This window comes from Janthinobacterium sp. TPC_1, from assembly GCF_056037845.1.
In genome coordinates this window covers 6,005,228-6,022,300 of sequence record NZ_CP195157.1, presented here as the reverse complement: position 1 = coordinate 6,022,300, position 17,073 = coordinate 6,005,228, and the positions used below count along the sequence as shown (strand labels likewise).

General features: G+C 65.6%; 11 protein-coding genes and 2 pseudogenes. 8 read left to right on the top strand and 5 right to left on the bottom strand.

Translation table 11 applies throughout. The features are described from left to right. Positions 1–28 precede the first annotated feature (28 nt). From tssE to ACQVLG_RS29255, 8 genes and pseudogenes are all read left to right on the top strand, one after another. Positions 29–490: a type VI secretion system baseplate subunit TssE gene (gene tssE / locus ACQVLG_RS29290; protein WP_230540335.1), complete on the top strand. Its 462-nt coding sequence runs from the start codon at positions 29–31 to the stop codon at positions 488–490. Beyond that, positions 487–3,131: pseudogene (tssH, locus tag ACQVLG_RS29285) on the top strand (type VI secretion system ATPase TssH). The gene tssE and the pseudogene tssH overlap by 4 nt, the downstream one beginning before the upstream one ends. Before the next feature lie 20 nt (positions 3,132–3,151). Continuing rightward, a pseudogene (gene tssA, locus ACQVLG_RS29280) lies at positions 3,152–4,184 on the top strand (type VI secretion system protein TssA). Between the two features lie 33 nt (positions 4,185–4,217). Further along, positions 4,218–5,018 carry a substrate-binding periplasmic protein gene (locus ACQVLG_RS29275; protein WP_474292106.1) on the top strand — a complete coding sequence of 267 codons (801 nt, stop codon included), beginning with the start codon at positions 4,218–4,220 and terminating at the stop codon, positions 5,016–5,018. 34 nt (positions 5,019–5,052) lie between these two features. Beyond that, complete coding sequence (locus ACQVLG_RS29270; RefSeq protein WP_474292105.1) at positions 5,053–5,565, top strand: lipocalin family protein; 513 nt, start codon at positions 5,053–5,055, stop codon at positions 5,563–5,565. 262 nt (positions 5,566–5,827) lie between these two features. Further along, positions 5,828–7,585, top strand: a complete 1,758-nt coding sequence (locus ACQVLG_RS29265) for a methyl-accepting chemotaxis protein (RefSeq protein WP_474292104.1) — start codon at positions 5,828–5,830, stop codon at positions 7,583–7,585. Between the two features lie 93 nt (positions 7,586–7,678). Beyond that, positions 7,679–8,386, top strand: a complete 708-nt coding sequence (locus tag ACQVLG_RS29260) for a tRNA-uridine aminocarboxypropyltransferase (protein WP_474292103.1) — start codon at positions 7,679–7,681, stop codon at positions 8,384–8,386. Between the two features lie 80 nt (positions 8,387–8,466). After that, complete coding sequence (locus ACQVLG_RS29255) at positions 8,467–9,654, top strand: PA0069 family radical SAM protein (protein ID WP_474292102.1); 1,188 nt, start codon at positions 8,467–8,469, stop codon at positions 9,652–9,654. Between the two features lie 463 nt (positions 9,655–10,117). Here the strand turns inward: ACQVLG_RS29255 and ACQVLG_RS29250 are convergent, their stop codons facing one another. From ACQVLG_RS29250 to ACQVLG_RS29230, 5 genes are all read right to left on the bottom strand, one after another. Next, the gene (locus ACQVLG_RS29250) at positions 10,118–10,294 is read right to left on the bottom strand and encodes a hypothetical protein (protein WP_230540342.1); all 177 of its coding nucleotides are present in this window, start codon (positions 10,292–10,294) and stop codon (positions 10,118–10,120) included. 154 nt (positions 10,295–10,448) lie between these two features. Further along, on the bottom strand, positions 10,449–12,362 hold the full coding sequence (locus ACQVLG_RS29245; RefSeq protein ID WP_474292101.1) for a cyanobactin maturation protease PatG family protein: 1,914 nt from the start codon (positions 12,360–12,362) through the stop codon (positions 10,449–10,451). Positions 12,363–12,652: 290 nt separating this feature from the next. Continuing rightward, positions 12,653–13,366 (bottom strand): aspartate/glutamate racemase family protein, encoded by a 714-nt coding sequence (locus ACQVLG_RS29240; RefSeq protein ID WP_474292100.1) that lies wholly within the window; start codon positions 13,364–13,366, stop codon positions 12,653–12,655. After that, on the bottom strand, positions 13,363–14,535 hold the full coding sequence (locus ACQVLG_RS29235) for an S-methyl thiohydantoin desulfurase domain-containing protein (protein WP_474292099.1): 1,173 nt from the start codon (positions 14,533–14,535) through the stop codon (positions 13,363–13,365). Before ACQVLG_RS29235 ends, ACQVLG_RS29240 begins: the two co-directional genes overlap by 4 nt. A 24-nt stretch (positions 14,536–14,559) precedes the next feature. Next, on the bottom strand, positions 14,560–16,962 hold the full coding sequence (locus ACQVLG_RS29230) for a sigma-54-dependent transcriptional regulator (protein ID WP_230540346.1): 2,403 nt from the start codon (positions 16,960–16,962) through the stop codon (positions 14,560–14,562). Positions 16,963–17,073: the final 111 nt, after the last annotated feature.

Sequence of the window (17,073 nt, the reverse complement as noted above, 5' to 3'; positions counted from 1 at the left end):
GCGCCGCGCCGATTTTTCAGGAGTGTGCATGGACAGTTATGTACCTGGCTTGTTTGACCGCCTGATGGGCGACGGCGGCGCGGCGGCGCGCCTGTCGCTGGAACAATTGAAGGATGCGGTGGCGCGCGACCTGGAAGAGCTGCTCAACACGCGCGTGGCCCTGCCGCCCGGCGCACTGGACGCCTATCCGGAATGCGCGGCGTCCATCGTCAACTATGGCTTGATCGATTTCGCCGGCATGTGCCTGTCCAGCAGCGATGACCGCGCCCGCATCTGCGCCGCCCTGAAGGCCGCCATCGAACGCCACGAACCGCGCCTGCGCAATGTGCGCGCGCGCCTGGAGCGCGAGGCGGGCGCCATCAACCGCGTCGGCTTCGTCATCAGCGGCACCCTGGCCGTGCAGGCCGGCGGCGAGACGGTCAATTTCGACGCCGTGCTGCAGCCATCGTCGCTGCGCTATTCGATCAACCGCAAGGGAGCCGCCGCATGAGCAATAACCTGAAAACCCTGATCGCCAAACTGAATGACACGGCGCGCACGGCCGCTACCCGCGCCGCCGCCATCTGCGTCGGGCTGGGCCAGTACGAAGTCGATATCGAACACCTGTTCCTGGCCCTGCTGGAGCAGGAACGCAGCGATTTCGTCACCATCGCGCGGCGCAGCGAAATCAGCCTGACGGCGCTGGAGGCGGACCTGCGCCGCGAGATCGGCGGCTTCCGCACGGGCAGCGCGCGCACGCCCGTGTTCTCACCCCACTTGCCGCTGCTGTTCGAACACGCCTGGCTGATCGCTTCGCTCGATACGGCGCAGCCGGGACCCATCCGCAGCCGCCATCTGCTGCTGGCGCTGCTGACGGAACCGGAACTGTCGCAGCTCGCCTACCGCGGCTCGAAGCTGTTCGCCCGCTTCAGCGTGGAGCAGTTGAAGCATCATCCGGATAAACTCACGGCCGGCTCCGGCGAGGAGGAAAGCGCGGCAGCGCCGCGGCTTGCCGACACGCCAGCTGACCCGGTCGCTACCCTGGCGACGAAGACGCCGGCGCTGGACCAGTTCACCACCGACCTGACGCAGCTGGCGCGCGACGGCAAACTCGATCCCGTGATCGGCCGCGAGGGCGAGATACGCCAGGCCGTCGACATCCTGCTGCGCCGCCGCCAGAACAACCCGATTCTCACGGGCGAGGCGGGCGTGGGCAAGACGGCCGTGGTGGAAGGCCTGGCCCTGCGCATCGCCGCCGGCGACGTGCCCGAAGTGCTGCAGGGCGCGCACATCCACGCGCTCGACATGGGCTTGCTGCAGGCCGGCGCCAGCGTGAAAGGCGAATTCGAAAGCCGCCTGAAGAACGTCATCGACGAGGTGGCGAAAAGCCCGCACCCGGTCATCCTCTTCATCGACGAGGCGCACACCATGATCGGCGCCGGCGGCCAGGCCGGGCAGAACGACGCGGCCAATCTGCTGAAACCGGCGCTGGCGCGCGGCGCCCTGCGCACCATCGCCGCCACTACCTGGAGCGAGTATAAAAAATACTTTGAAAAGGATGCCGCGCTGGCGCGGCGCTTCCAGGTGGTGAAGGTGGAAGAGCCAAGCGAGGACATCGCCTGCGCCATGCTGCGCGCCATGGCGCCGCTGATGGAACGCCATTTCGGCATCCGCGTGCGCGACGCCGCCATCGTCGAGGCGGTGCGCCTGTCGCACCGCTACATCAGCGGGCGCCAGCTGCCGGACAAGGCCATCGGCGTGCTCGATACGGCGTGCGCCAAGGTGGCGCTGGGCCAGCGCGCCACGCCGGCGCAGCTGGAAAACGCGCACCGGCGCCAGGAACGCATCGGCGCGGAAATCGCCGCCCTGGCCCGCGAGGCGGCCGACGGCGAAGTGCCCGATAAAGCCGGCACCGCGCGCCTGGCGCAGCTGCGGCGCGAGCATGGCGAAGGCCAGGCGGCGGTCGCGGCGCTGGCGCAGCGCTGGGAGCGCGAAAAGACGCTGGTGGCGCAGATCGGCGAGCTGCGCGCGCAGCTGCGCGGCGAGCGGCCTGGCGAAGTGGGCGCGGCGCGCCTGCTGGCGCTGAAGGAAGAGCTGGCGGCCCTGCAGGGTGAAGCGCCGCTGTCGCCGCTGGAAGTCGACGCCCAGGTGGTGGCCGGCATCGTCGCCGGCTGGACCGGCATCCCGCTGGGGAAAATGCTCAAGGACGAGATCCGCACGGTGCTGACCCTGGACGGCGCGCTGCGCGAACGGGTGCTGGGACAAGACCACGTCATCGACGCGGTGGCGCAGCGCGTGCGCACGGCGCGCGCCAGCCTGGACGACCCGAACAAGCCGCAAGCCGTGTTTTTGTTCACGGGGCCGTCCGGCACGGGCAAGACGGAAACGGCGCTGGCGCTGGCCGACCTGCTGTACGGCGGCGAGCGCAAGCTCATTACCATCAACATGAGCGAATACCAGGAGGCGCACAGCGTGGCCGGCCTGAAAGGCTCACCGCCCGGCTATGTCGGCTATGGCGAGGGCGGCGTGTGCTGACGGAAGCCGTGCGGCGCCAGCCCTACAGCGTGGTGCTGCTCGACGAGGCGGAAAAAGCCCATCCCGACGTGCTCGAATTGTTCTTCCAGGTCTTCGACAAGGGCGTGCTCGATGATGCGGAAGGACGCGAAGTCGATTTTCGCAACACCATCATCATCGCCACCTCGAACCTGGGTTCGGGCGCCATGATGGCCGCCTGCCTGAACCGGGCGGCGCAAGACTTGCCCACGCCGGCCGCGCTGGAAGAACTGGTGCGCCCGCAACTGGTGGCGCATTTCAAGCCGGCCTTGCTGGGGCGCCTGAAGGTGCTGCCGTTCTATCCGCTGAACGACGCCGTGCTGGCCGAGATCATCGCCCTGAAACTGGCGCGCATCGGCGCGCGCATCGCGCGCAACCACCAGGCGCAGTTCAGCCATGACGCGGGCCTGGTCGACGCCGTGCTGGCGCGCTGCACCGAGGTCGATTCGGGCGCGCGCAATGTCGATCAAATTCTCAACGGCAGCCTGCTGCCGGCGATTGCCGAAGCGGTGCTGGCGCGCATGGCCGAAGGCGAGCCGGTCGCGTCGATCCGCGTCACTGCCAGCAAGCAGGGACAGTTCAAGTACACGATCCGATAATCCACCTTCCGGAGAGCGCCATGTTCAACCTGGAGCAGTTGCTGCACCCCGTCAGCGCCGTCAGCCCATGCGGCGAAGACATCACCTTCAGCCAGGAGCTCGATGCCATCGCGCGCGCGCGCCAGCACGACGACCCGAGCCTGGACCAGGGCGAATGGGTGACGGCGCTGAAGGAAGCCGACTGGCCCTTCGTGGCGACGCGCTGCGAACAGCTGATCGCCACGCACAGCAAGGATTTGCGCGTGGCCGTGTGGCTGGCCGAGGCGCACGCGAAGACGCGCCATTTCCGCGGCCTGGGCGACGGCTACGCGCTGCTGGCCGGCCTGTGCGAACGTTACTGGGAGGGCCTGTACCCGCTGGCGGAAGAGGGCGACCAGGAACAGCGCATCGGCAATGTCTTCTGGCTGCTCTCGCGCACGCCGCAGCTGCTGCGCGAAATCCCGCTGACGGAAGGTGCCGATGGCCCGTTTGCGCTGCAGGATTTCGATGCGGCGCGCCAGCGCGCGGCGGCCAGCCTAGCGCAGGGCGCAGCCGATCAGGGCTGGGGCGATACGCGCCACGACGAAGGGGCGACCCTGGCGCAGATGGAGGCGGCGCGGCAAAGGAATACGCGCGCCTTTTCCGACGCCTTGCTGGCCGATGCGCAGTACTGCATGCAGTCGCTGCTGGCGTTCGAACGCAGCGTCGACGCGCATTTCGGCGCCGATGGGCCGAGTTTCCGCGCCGCGCGCGAAGCGCTGGAAAACGCCATTCATTTCATCGCGCCGCTGTCGCCCGGCGCGGACTTTATCGGCGCGCCGGCCGCCGCCGGCCAGGGCGCCGGCAGTAGCGGCGGCGCCATCGTGCAGCGCCAGCAGGCGCTGGCCCAGCTGCGCCCAGGTGGCCGATTTCTTCCGCCGCACGGAGCCGCACAGCCCCGTCGCCTACCTGGCCGACAAGGCCGCCAGCTGGGGCGAACTGCCGCTGCACCTGTGGCTGCGCGCCGTCGTGAAGGATTCAAGCACCCTGGCGCAGCTCGACGAGATGCTGGGCACGAACAGCGCAAACGGATGATGGCGTTTGTCCCTTCCGTGCTACTCTTCGGGCATGTCCAGAATGCTCATGTTGCCTGCCGCGCTATGCCTGTTTATCGCCGCCAGCGCGCGGGCCGAAGGGGCAACGCCGCTGGTGATCTATGGCGACGACGATTATCCGCCGTACTCCTACGTCGAGAATGGCCAGCTGAAAGGCATCTACACGGAGATCGTGCGCGAAGCGGCGCAAGCGATGCCGCAGTATGCGGTGCAGCTGCGCCCCGTACCCTGGAAACGGGGGCTGCTGATGCTGCAGACGGGCGAGGCCTTCGCTCTGTATCCGCCGTATTCGTGGCGCAGCGAGCGGCCGTACGTGCGCTATTCCGTGCCGCTGCTGATGGAGCAGCTGGTGGTGCTGTGCAGCCAGGACGTGCTGGCCAGGCGTGCGCTGCGCCAGTGGCCCGCCGATTACGGCGGCCTGCACATCGGCGTGAACGCGGGTTTTTTGCCGGGCGATGCGGGGCTGATGGCGGCCCTGCGCGCCGAAAAAATCGTGCTTGACCCGGCCAAGGGCACGCGCACGAATCTGCTCAAGCTGATGCGCGGGCGCATCGATTGCTATGTCAGCGACCGCCTGTCGGCGCAGTGGGAATTGCAGCGCATCCGGCGCGAGGGGCCGCCGGGCACGCCGATGCAGGCGATCCAGGAAACGGCGCAACTGGCCAGCCAGCAGGGCCACCTGGGTTTTACGGCGCGCCGGCCCGTCGCCTACCCCTATCGCGAAGACTTTATCGAACAATTCAATGCCGCCATCGCGCGCATGCAAGCCAGTGGCGCGATCCGCCGCATCGTCGACCGCGCATTGCTGCCCTGACGTTGCGGCCCTGATTCCACCAACGGAGAAGACCATGAAAAAACTGCTGTTCCTGTGTGTGCTCGTGCTGGCCGGCTGCGTGGGCCGTCCCGATAACATCGTCCCCGTCAGCAACTTCGACACGACCCGCTATCTGGGCAAGTGGTATGAGATCGCGCGCCTGGACCATTCGTTCGAACGGGGTCTGAGCCATGTGACGGCCGACTACAGCCTGCGCCAGGATGGCGGCCTGAAAGTGCTCAACCGGGGCTACCAGGATGCGGACGCGAAGTGGAAGGAAGCGGAAGGCAAGGCGTATTTTGTGGACAAGAAAGACGTGGGCTATCTGAAAGTGTCGTTTTTCGGTCCCTTCTATGGTTCCTACATCGTGTTTGATTTGGACCAGCAAGATTACAGCTATTCCATGATCAGCGGCCCCGACAAGTCGTACTTGTGGTTGCTGTCGCGCACGCCCACCATGGACCCTGCCTTGCAGCAGCGCCTGATCGAAAAAGCCCGTGGCCTGGGTTTCGATACGTCAAAATTGATCTATGTGAAGCAAAACTGACTCTGCTTGCCTGCCGCCCGTTCGTGGCGGCATAGCGCCTTCTGGTTGTTGCTTTTCTGCATGTTATTTCTTGCAATACCACTCTGATTCACTCACAATCTGCTCCAAAGTGGTGCGCTGCGGCGTGCTGCCATTCCGGTGGCGAATACCGTTGCGCCACCGCTCGTGATTGCCGCACGGCAGATGCCTGCTATATTGGTACGTAGCAGTAAGTCGGTTTCGTGGCGTCTGTGCATTGTTTTCTTCAGATAGGAATCACGCAATGAAAAACCTCAAAATCGGCGTACGTCTCGGTGGCGGTTTTGCCGCCGTCCTGCTCCTGTTGACCAGCCTCACCGTGGTGGGCATCGTGCAGATGCAAAGCGCCAGCAAGGAAACCGATGCGCTCGTCAACGTCAAGGTGCGCAACGAGCGCCTGATCGGCGAATGGACCAAGGTCATCGAGGTGAACGCGGCGCGCACGGCGGCCGCCTGGAAAGTGGGCGATCCCGAACACCAGAAGCAGTTTGAACAGGAAATGGCGGTCTCGTCGGCGCGCGCCACGGAAATCCAGAACGATATCGGCAAGAGCGAGCTGAACACCGAGGAGCAATCGCTGTACCAGGAAGTGCTGAGCACGCGCAAAGCCTATACGGAAGTGCGCAAGAATGTGTTCAAGGCCAAGAATGCGGGCGACCTGGAACTGGGCAAGCGCCTGTACGAAGGCGACATGGCCGTCAAGCGCGACATCTATCTGGCGTCGCTCAAAAAACTGGAAGTGCTGGAAGCAAGATTGCTCGATGAAGCGGCCGCGCAAATCCGTTCGCGCTATGAAAACGGCCGTTCGCTGCTGATCTCGCTGGGCGTGGTTGCCATCTTGCTGGGCATCGCCTGCGCGTACTGGATCACGCGCTCGATCACGCGTCCCATCACGCGCGCCGTCGAGGTGGCGGAAGCCGTTTCCGCTGGCGACCTGACCAGCCATATCGTGGTGGACAGCCGCGATGAAACAGGGCAGCTGATGCATGCGCTGAAAAACATGAACGATAAACTGGTCAGTATCGTCGGCCAGGTGCGCACCGGCACGGAATCGATCAGCACGGCGTCGAGCGAAATTGCCGCCGGCAACCTGGACTTGTCGTCGCGCACGGAAGAACAGGCCAGCTCGCTGGAAGAGACGGCGTCTTCCATGGAAGAACTGACTTCCACCGTCAAGCTCAATGCCGACAATGCGCGCAGCGCCAACCAGCTGGCCATCGACGCCTCGCAGATCGCCAGCAAGGGCGGCGTGGTGGTGTCGGAAGTGGTCAGCACCATGGGCTCGATCAACGATTCCTCGCGCAAGATCGTCGACATCATCAGCGTCATCGACGCCATCGCTTTCCAGACGAATATCCTGGCCTTGAACGCGGCCGTGGAAGCGGCCCGGGCCGGCGAGCAGGGCCGTGGCTTTGCCGTCGTCGCTTCCGAGGTGCGCAACCTGGCGCAGCGGTCGAGCGCGGCGGCCAAGGAAATCAAGGGCTTGATCGACGATTCCGTGCAAAAGGTCGAGGCCGGTTCGCAACTGGTGGACAAGGCTGGCCGCACCATGGACGAAATCGTGCAAAGCATCAGCCATGTGACGCAGATCATGAACCAGATCACCGACGCCAGCGATGAGCAGCGCACCGGCATCGAACAAGTCAACCGGGCCATCGGCCAGATGGACCAGGTGACGCAGCAAAACGCGGCCCTGGTGGAAGAAGCGGCCGCGGCGGCCGAATCCATGCAGGAACAGGCAGCCAGGCTGGCCGACGTGGTGGGCGTGTTCAAGCTCGATGCCACACAGCAATATGCATCGGCCAGTGCTGCTCCGTCCGTGACGGCGTCTGCGCCCACCAAAGCTGCGATGCGGCCTGCCATGCGGCACGCCACGCCGCGGACGCCGGCACCAGCCGTGGCCGCGCCTGCGCCGGGCAAGGCGGCGCCAGCGGAAGCTGTGCGTGCACGCACGCCGAAGACGCCGGTGGCATCCGGCGCCGACGACTGGGAAGAGTTTTAAGCGGTTGGTTTTAAGGTTTTAAGCGCAGCTTTCCCTTGGCATGGCACGGGCGCTACAATCGCGGCTTGAAGAATCCCGCGAACGCGCTCCGCCATGACCACCCGCCGTACCTCCAGCCCAGCCTCCGACCCCGCCTCTCACGCTGGCGCTGCATCGTTCTCCCCGGCTGAAGCCGCCAAACGGGCACGCTGCCCGGTCTGCCTGCGCGCCGCATCCAGCTGCATCTGCCGCTGGATCGCTCCTGTCGCCCACGCCGTGGAAGTGCTGATCCTCCAGCATCCGCTGGAAGTCCACAACGCCAAGGGCAGCGCCCGCTTGCTGCATCTGAGCCTGCCCAACAGCCGCCTGCTGACGGGCGAACAGTTTGCCCCGCAAGACCTCGCCGAATTGCTGGCCGGCAAGCATAATGTGCTGCTGTACCCGGATACGCCCGGCGACCGTTCGCTGGGCATCGCGCCGCCGCCAGCGCTCGACCCCGCCATCTTGCTTGATCCGGCCCGATCTTCGGCCCAGTTGCGGCTGGTGGTGCTGGACGCCACCTGGCGGAAGAGCCGCAAGATGCTGTATCTGAATCCGCAGCTGCAACAGCTGCCGCGCCTGCCGCTGCGCGATACGCCCGCTTCCCATTACCTGATCCGCAAGGCGCACGCGCCAGACCAGTTATCGACCCTGGAAGCGACCTGTTATGCCCTGATGCAGTTGGAGCAGGACACGCCCCGCTTCGTTCCCCTGATCGCGGCATTCGACGGCTTTGTCGCGCAGCAGTTGAGTTATGTCATGCCGCACGCTGAAAAAGCTTGAAACGGTCACACGGTAGCCCTTGATCTTGCCCGCGCAGCGGCATAGTATACTGTACGTATATACAGTTGATGGGGCCGTTCATGAAAGCAATCATTCCAGAGCACGATGACAGCTTCGCCGGGCAAGCCATGCTGCCGCCGCAATCGCTGAAAGCCCGCAAGGGGCGCGGTGCCGTCTCGAACCTGCAAGGGCGCTACGAGGCGCATGCGCGCGCCGGCTTCGATGACGGCTGGGGCGTGGACGGCCTGGACGAGGCGGCCGGGGAGGCGTCGCCGGCCTGGAAGACGCAGGTCAGCGACGAGCAAGCGCGCACCATCCTCACACGCAACGCTTCGCCCGATTTACCCTTCAATGTGTCGCTGAACCCGTACCGGGGCTGCGAACACGGCTGTATTTATTGCTTTGCCCGTCCCACGCACAGTTATCTGGGCTTGTCGCCGGGCCTGGATTTCGAAAGCCGCATCTACGCCAAGGTGAACGCCCCGGAACTGTTGCGGCGCGAACTGGCCAGGCCGTCATATGTGCCCGAACCGATCGCCCTGGGCGTCAACACCGATGCGTATCAGCCGTGCGAACGGGAACGGCAGCTGACGCGGCGCGTGCTGGAAGTGCTGCACGAATGCGACCATCCGGTGGCGCTGATCACGAAATCGTCGCTGATCGAGCGCGACATCGATCTTCTGGCGCCTATGGCGGCCAAACGCCTGGCCGCCGTGGCCGTCACTGTCACCACGCTCGACCCGGCTATCGCGCGCACGCTGGAGCCGCGCGCGGCCGCCCCGGCGCGGCGCCTGCGCACCATCCGCACCCTGACGGAGGCGGGTATCCCCGTGGGCGTGAGCATCGCGCCCATCATCCCCTTTGTCACGGAGCCGGAAATCGAGCAGCTGCTCGAAGCCGTGCGCGACGCGGGCGCCATCCACGCCCATTACGTGGTGCTGCGCCTGCCGTGGGAAGTGAGCCCCTTGTTCCAGCAATGGCTGGAAGCGCATTTCCCGGAACGGGCCCAGCGCGTGATGAACCGGGTGCGGGAAATGCGCGGCGGCAAGGATTACGACAGCGCGTTCGGCACGCGCATGCGCGGCGAGGGCGTGTGGGCCGATCTCATCCGCCAGCGCTTTGAAAAGGCCGTGCACCGGCTGGGGCTGCACGGCAAGGGCGGCCGCTTCAAGCAGCTCGATTGCACGCAATTCCGCCGGCCGCTGGTGGTGCCGCCGCTGGGCGCAAAAGTGAAAAATGGCAATGCGGGGCAGCTGGATCTGTTCTAGCGCATGCGGCGTGGACGGGGCGGGAAGGGCCGGCGTCCGACGCAGTCCCCGCTTCCGGCAGAGGCCAGGAGGCGGGGATACTGCTGGCCGAATCGGTGTTTATTGGCAGATGGCAAAAGTGCCATTCACGCCTTGCCAGTGAATCGCACCGCGCCGGGCGCAGCAGGCGCTGCAATTGTGGGCCGTCGGACCGCCTATCGGCCCGTTCGTATCGAAGCACTGGCCCTGGCCCGTGTTGGTCGGTCCGCAGGCGGACGGTTGCATGCCGCTCGCGTGCGGACCGCTGGCTTGCGCATTGATAGGGCCACGCGCGCTGCGCGAAACAGGCGGGCTTTGTAGTGGGAGTCGCATCGCTATCCTTCCTCAATCGTGGGTGATGCCGGCAGGTTGAACGGGCGACGAGAAACGCATCGCCCGCAGGCATGCCGGGTTTAGCCGGAATGGCTCGATCCTGCTGGCTTGATCAGCAAACGGTGGCGGCGCAAGCGGCCAGGCAGAGTTGCTGCGCGGTGCCGCTCAAGGCGCTGCAACCCATTTGGCACAGGGTGCAGGCAATGCCGGAAGGGGCGACACCCTGGCTGACGCCGGAGATGCTGGGGCTGCGTTGAACGGCTTTGGCTTGCAATGGCAGATTGTTCATTTTAAGACTCCTTGTGGTGGCGCCGCCGCGGGCAACGGCAATGGGTGTGCGTACCGAAGTACGGTGCTGATCGTTTCCCGCCAACGACCGTCTGCTGAAGCGCGTGCACGCATCGCTGCGCCCACGTGCCCCGACAATTCCAATGGCGTTGCGGTCAGCGCTGCGACCAGTAGCGCACGGGGCCGACGCTGACCGGTATCACGTCGCTGACGTCGACGGCGAAGCGGGCGACCGTGTTGGCTATTTGCAGGTTTTCCGGGTTGAAGAAGGTCATGATGATGTCGTAGCACTCGGAACCCGGGCGGCACACGGGGCTCTGTTGCACCACGATGGTATCGAGCTGCATGCCGGTGGTCTTGCTCAGCATTTCCGTGGCCTGCATGGCATTCGTGGCCGAGAAATTGAGCGCGCGGTCCATGCCCGTGACGCCCAGGTTGCGGAAGTCGTAATAGATGCGGTTCAGGAAGTTTTCCAGGCGCGCCCCCGTGTTGCCGCTGCTGATTTCCTGGTTGTCCTGTGCCGCCATCAGGCTGCTGATCAGCTCCGGGACATTCCAGCTGAACATGCCCCGTAGGGCCGGCTGAATCACGGGCACGACCTGGCCGGACATCAGCCTGGCGGCACCCGAGATTACGCCGGGAAAGGAATTCATGACGACCTTGCCATCGATCGTGCCGACGAAGGCTTCGAACAGCAGTTCATAGGTCAGGTCGGCATACGGGCCGACGGGCACGATCGCGTAAATCGGCGTGGCGTCCAGGTTGACGGTCCAGGTCAGCGATTGGCGGAAATATGGCTTTGCGCGCAGAAACTCGATCAATTGCTGGGGATCGTCGGGGTTGTTCCTGCCCGATGGCATGGCCTGGACAAAGGAATCGTGGCGCGCTTCGCTGCCGAAGTCGATGCCCAGGTTGCCCAGCGCATACACCAGCGTCGGACCCTTGGCCGCACCGCCGCCGCAGCCGCAATCGGAGGCATCGATGCCGGAAGCGGCGATGCCTTGCCGCGCAGCGCCGGCAGGGGCGGCGAGCGTGGCCGGGGAGGAGGTTTCCAGCATGGGGATGCTGAGCGGATGCGCCTGCGCGGAAGTGTCGGCATTGGCTGGGCTCGCTTCAATCACAGTATCGTCTGACATTTCAATTTTCCCTTTTAATAATAGTTGAGTGGCGCCCGGCACATTCAATGTCCCAGTCAGGAGGCGGCGACAGTCCAGCTCGCCATTGGTGTTGCAACGCGTTGCGCTCTGCAGCAGTGCGCTGCAAACTCCACGAGGGTCAGGACGATCCCCATGTTGGTGTTGCCGGCATAGCAGCAAGGCTGCCATGGCCGAGACGATCGGGGTGGCAAAACTGGTGCCGCTGTTGACGCGCACCCGCCCCGCGGGAGCGGCGCCGAGGATGTCGGTGCCCGGTGCCATGAGGCCGCGCCTGCGATAGGCTTCGCCCCAGTTGCTGTTGGGCATGGGAGCGCCTTGCCGGTCCAGGGCGCCGACCACCAGCGTGTACTCGATGGAGGCGGGGATGTGCAGGCAATCGCAACCGTCATTGCCTGCCGCCGCCACCAGCAGGACGTTGCGTTCATGGCACAGTTGTATGGCTTTTTGCAGCAAGCCATCGGCGGCGCCGCTGTCGGACAGTTCGCCGCCGCTGACGTTGATGATGTGTGCGCCGTGCTCGACGGCCTGGGTGATGGCGCGGGCCAGGTCGAGCTGCGTGCATTGCATCAAGGTGCCGTCGGCGCGGTCGGCAAAGATGGGCAGGATCAAGCCCCGACAATGGGGGGCCAGGCCCGTGACGGGGCTGCCGGGCTGGCCAAAGATGATGCTGGCGACGTGCGTGCCGTGTTGCGATGCCCGGCCGCTGCCGCTGGAGCCCGTGGCGAGGGTATCGATCCGTTGCAGCCTGGCTCCGGCAAAACAGGGGTGGCTGGTATCGACGGGACCGTCGAGCACGGCGATGCAGATGTCGGCGCAGCCGGTGTTGCCTTCTTGTAAGGTAGCCAGGCCGGGCAGCAAGCGATGATTGGCCAGGCTGTCCTGGGTGGTGGATTCGTCCATAATCGTCGGCACGGCCGGGCTCCTTGCTGGGTCCTGGAGGGCGTGCGCCACACCGTTCGAGGTGCGCCGCACGCCTGCTGCGGCGCCTGCTTGCGAGGCGCCGATAGTTTGATCTTTAGCAAGGGATGTGCCAGAACGCCAAGTGCTTGATTTGCAAGGGATGGGGCTGATTTACCTTGTCATGGCGCAACAATACTGGCGCATATCGTCCACCCTCTTTGGCCGGGATGGACGAAAACGGCGGGCGGGGAAGGAGGGACGCCGGGGCCACGGCATGGCGTGGCCCCGGCGCGTGCGCTGCATCAGCGATGCTTGCTGTAGCAGGCGCGGCTGGGACGCAGGCCCATGCGCACGAGGGAAACCAGGAAGCTGAAGCCTGCCTGGTTCGGATCGATCACCGGCACATAGGTGTGCAGCGCGTCTTCCAGCCGGGCGGTGACGCGCGCGGCGACGCCGACAAAGCCGGTGCAGCCGAGCAGGATGGATTGGGCGCCGTCTTCCTGGACGGCCAGCATGGCGGCCTGGAAGGTTTTTTCCACCACCTTGTCCAGCTTGTCGAGATCGCCGACGGGACAGTCGATGGAGCGGATGGAAGCGAAGCTGTCCTGCAAGCCGTAGGCTTGCATGTGGCCCTGCTGCATGGCGAGCGTGCTGGGCAGTATCGTCATGATCGACAGGCGCTGGCTCAGTGCCAGCGCGGTAAAGGCGGCGGGCGGAAAGCCGCCGAGGATGGGGATGTCGATCACTTCGCGCGCCGCCTCCACGCCGCACATGTCGAAGTCGCTGAGCCAGATGCCGTCATAGCCGTCGCGTTCGATTTCCCTGGCCAGTTGCACCACCGGATAGCCGTTTTGCAGCCAGTCGACGCGGTATTCGATGCAGTCGTGCCCGGTGGAAATATTGCGCACGGACACTTCGACATCGGGCGGCATCACGGGTTCGATGGCGGCCAGCAGGCGCTGGTTGTAGGCGTCGGTGGCCACCGGCGCCACGATGCAGATGCGCAGCGGCTTCATGCGGCGCTCCCTGCCGCCGCGCCGGCATTGCCACTGAGCGGTACATACGGCCCCAGGTAGCCGATGGTGTCGAGCAGTTGCATGAAGCTGTCCAGTATCAGGCCGCCCCGTTCGCGCAGTACGGGATTGGCTTCCAGGCCCAGCAGCGTCACCTTGCGCTGCAGGAGAGCCGGGTTGAGGCTGCCGTCCGGCAGCAGCAAGTCGCCATTCGAATACACGGCCTGGCCATCGCCCTCGACCAGGTAGCTGATGGTGTCGGGCGCCATGCAGATGGGGCTGCTGCGGCTGCTGTCCCAGGCCAGCAGCGATTCGTTCTGGTACAGAACCGTGCATAGCCGCTCGCCGGCGCGGATGGTGATCTTGCCCAGGTCGAAGCCATTGCGCGATTCGACTTCGGCGGCGACGAATGTGCCTTGTGGAAACAGGGGCCGGGCGCGCATGTCGAATTGCAGCGCCAGATAGGTGACCAGTTCATCCGCGCTGCGCAAGCGGCCTGCCTGCAGTTCGCGGCCCAGGCGCAGGGCACGTCCCAGGGTGCCGCGCACCGGCAGCGCCCGGGCCAGTTCCGCCGGCGCCATGATCCACATGGCCAGCCCGCCGAACTGCTTGAAGTCGGCTTGCGAGACGATGGGGCGCATCATCTGGTCGATGATCGTTGCCACGTCCTGCTGATGGGCATGGGCGCCGTTCACGCCCTGGCTGGGCTGGACGTCGAGTTCCACGCGCAGTCCGGCCTGGCTGACGAGGAAGGCCGGGCGCGGATTGATTTGCGCGGCCGCATAGGTCAGCTGGGGCAGCGAGGGAACGGCGCGGCCGGCGCCGTCGGCGTCGATCACCGCCAGCCCCAGGCGGGCGGCGACCAGGCAGGCGACGAGAAACCCCAGCGCGCCGCTCTCCGGCGGCGCCAGGTAGGCCAAGGTGCGGTTTTCCAGTGCCAGGCGCTCCCTGACGGCGATCACGGCATCGACGGGGCCCTGCGGAAAATGCGCGCCATTGATCGCCACGGGCGAACCGAGGTAAGCCACCATGACTGTATCGCCATCGGTGGCTTCCTCGACGCTGACCACGCGCACCCGGGCGTCCGGATAATAATCGCCGGCGTGGAACTGGGCTAGCAGGCTGCGCGCGGAAGTGAGCGTGCCGCCGCGCCGCCGCTGCCGAAGAAGCAAGCTCCCAGCAATAGCGATTCAAGGTCATCGTGGTTCAGCAGATAGCTCATGATGCGGGTCCTCAGGTTGGCATGGCATGGAAAAGGCTTGCGCCAGGGTGGCCTGCAACTGCAGCGCCTGGGCAAACCGGGGGAAAGCCGTGTCGCGCTCCACGCCGCGCAAGGCGCGCGTGAGGTGCTCCAGCGCTTCGGGCCGGCGTCCGCGCTGCAGCAGCAGTTGCGCCAGGCGGGTCGCCACCAGCAGGCTGCCGGCCGCCGCGCCCAGCGCCTTGGCGGTCGACAGAGCACTGCCCAGCTCGCGTTCCGCCTTGTCCAGGTCGCCCACCGCGATCCACGTCTGGGCGTGCATGTCGAGCAATTCGACCAGATAGGCCCGTTCGCCATGCTCCAGCGCCAGTTCGATGGCGCCGTGCAGCAATTGCCGGGCTTGCGATGGCAAGCCTGCCGACAGCAGCAGTTCGCCCCGCTTCCAGGCCTGGAATGAATGGAAGAGCATGCCGCCTTCGCACAGCATGTAGCGCTGGTAGCCGTCGGCGATGCGTTGCTCGATTTGCACATGGGTGTTGCCCGGCGCCAATGCGCAGGCATGGAATATCTGGCCCACGCCCAGATAAAACTGATAGCCATATTCGCTGGCGACGGTTTTCAGGTCCGCCGCCAGATTTGCCAGCCGGGTCCAGTCTTCGAACATGCAGGCCAGCCATGCGGCGCCCTGCAGCGCGATGGCGCGATGGAAGGGATGCGGGTTGTCGGCGGTGCCGCGCAATGTCAGTTGTTCCATCACCAGGCGCGCGCGCCGGAAGGCGCCGCTCTGGAAGCAGGACAGGCCTTCGAAGGTGGAGGACAGCGCGGCGATGTCCAGGCCCTGTCCCCCGGTCTCGGCCGGTACCGCGCCGCAGAGCAGGTGTCCGCGTTCCAGGCAGGCCAGCGTTTCTCGGTAGTCGCCGAGCCAGAACAGCGTGTTGGCCAGGGCCAGGTGGGCCTGCGACAGCAAGTCCGTGTCGCCTATCGCCTGCGCCCGCTGCAGCATGTCCTGTGCCGTGGCCCGGGCCGCCACCAGGTCCAGCGCCATCAGCTGCGTGCTCCAGATGCCGAAGCGCAGGGCGGTGATTTCCACCTCGTCGCCCAGCGCCGCCGCCTCCTGCAATGCCTGCCGATAGCAGGCCAGCGCTTCGGCGCTTTGCCAGCCGCTGATGCCGCGGTGCGAGATGGCCAGCCAGCGGTGCAGGTCGCAGCTCAGGCGGCGTGCCGTGCAGGGGTGCGCATCGGCGGCCAGCAAGGTGAGGCCGCGGCGCAACACTTCGATGGCTTCCTTGAAGCGGGCCGCCTCGATCAGTGCGCGCCCCTCCAGCAGGCAGACGCGGGCGAAATTGCTGCGCTCCTCGTCGCCGTGCAGGCGGCGTTCGATGACCTTGCGGTTGATGCCCAGGTGGCGGGCCGCGATCGTCTTGTTGCCATCGGCAAGGCGCATCGCATAGTCGATCAGTAATTGTTGCGCGGCAGCCAGCTTGTCGTCGCCGTCCAGCCGCATCAGCGCTTCCGCCAGCAGCGTGCGGTCGGCGTTCTCCGGCTTGTCTGCCGACAGGAAGGTTTCCAGGCTGTGCGCATCGATCAACGGTGATTCGGCCAGTATCGACAGCCGTTCGATCAGGTTGCGCAGTTCGCGGATATGGCCGGGCCAGGCTTGCCGGCACAGGCGTTCCATGGCGGTGGCGGTAAAGCGGATGGGGCGCTTTTGCTGGCCGGCAAAGTGCGCGGCGAGGGCGGCGACGTCGCCACGGCGCTGGTCCAGGCCCGGCACGTCGAGTTTCAATACCGCCAGCCGGTAATACAAGTCTGCGCGGAAACGGCCCGCTTGCACCATCGCGGCCAGGTCGCAGTGGGTGGCGGCCACGATGCGGCCGTTGAACGGCTGGGTATCGCCGCCGCCCAGCGGCCGGAAACAGCGCGATTCGAGCACGCGCAGCAGCTTGCTTTGCACGCCCAGCGGCAGTTCGCCTATTTCATCGAGAAACAGCGTGCCTTGCCCCGCCTGGGCGAAAAAACCGGCGCGGTTGCTGAGTGCGCCCGTAAATGCCCCTTTGGTATGGCCAAACAGTTCCGCATCGATCAAGTGTTCCGGCAGGGTGCCACAGTTGAGATCGACAAAGGGCGCGCCGGGATCGCCGCTTTGCCGGTGCACGAGCTGGGCGATGATTTCCTTGCCGGAACCGGTGGGACCGCTGATGAGCACCGTGCAGCGGGTCGGTGCCACCGCGTCGACCATGCGCAGCAGGCGCTGGAATACCGGGGAGCTGCCGATGACGCTCAGCCCGCCCCCGGCGCACCCGCGGTGCATGGGGGCTTGCACCGGGGCAATGGCGCCCGTCCCGGGAAGCATGGCATGCGGCTGCCCGCCATGCTGTTGCAGCATAGACCTGTCGGACATGGTCGTCTCGCTCCGATGAAGTCGCTTCTATCGTGCAGGGCAGTGATTGTGATGGATGTACGGCCCCGTTGCCTGTTGACGCGTACCGTTGCTCCATTCATGCATAAGGAA

Excerpts from the sequence above, each read along its gene's own strand:
- tssE (WP_230540335.1), top strand. The coding sequence starts at position 29 with ATGGACAGTTATGTACCTGGCTTGTTTGACCGCCTGATGGGCGACGGC.
- ACQVLG_RS29275 (WP_474292106.1), top strand. The coding sequence starts at position 4,218 with ATGTCCAGAATGCTCATGTTGCCTGCCGCGCTATGCCTGTTTATCGCC.
- ACQVLG_RS29270 (WP_474292105.1), top strand. The coding sequence starts at position 5,053 with ATGAAAAAACTGCTGTTCCTGTGTGTGCTCGTGCTGGCCGGCTGCGTG.
- ACQVLG_RS29265 (WP_474292104.1), top strand. The coding sequence starts at position 5,828 with ATGAAAAACCTCAAAATCGGCGTACGTCTCGGTGGCGGTTTTGCCGCC.
- ACQVLG_RS29260 (WP_474292103.1), top strand. The coding sequence starts at position 7,679 with ATGACCACCCGCCGTACCTCCAGCCCAGCCTCCGACCCCGCCTCTCAC.
- ACQVLG_RS29255 (WP_474292102.1), top strand. The coding sequence starts at position 8,467 with ATGAAAGCAATCATTCCAGAGCACGATGACAGCTTCGCCGGGCAAGCC.
- ACQVLG_RS29250 (WP_230540342.1), bottom strand. The coding sequence starts at position 10,294 with ATGAACAATCTGCCATTGCAAGCCAAAGCCGTTCAACGCAGCCCCAGC.
- ACQVLG_RS29240 (WP_474292100.1), bottom strand. The coding sequence starts at position 13,366 with ATGAAGCCGCTGCGCATCTGCATCGTGGCGCCGGTGGCCACCGACGCC.
- ACQVLG_RS29230 (WP_230540346.1), bottom strand. The coding sequence starts at position 16,962 with ATGTCCGACAGGTCTATGCTGCAACAGCATGGCGGGCAGCCGCATGCC.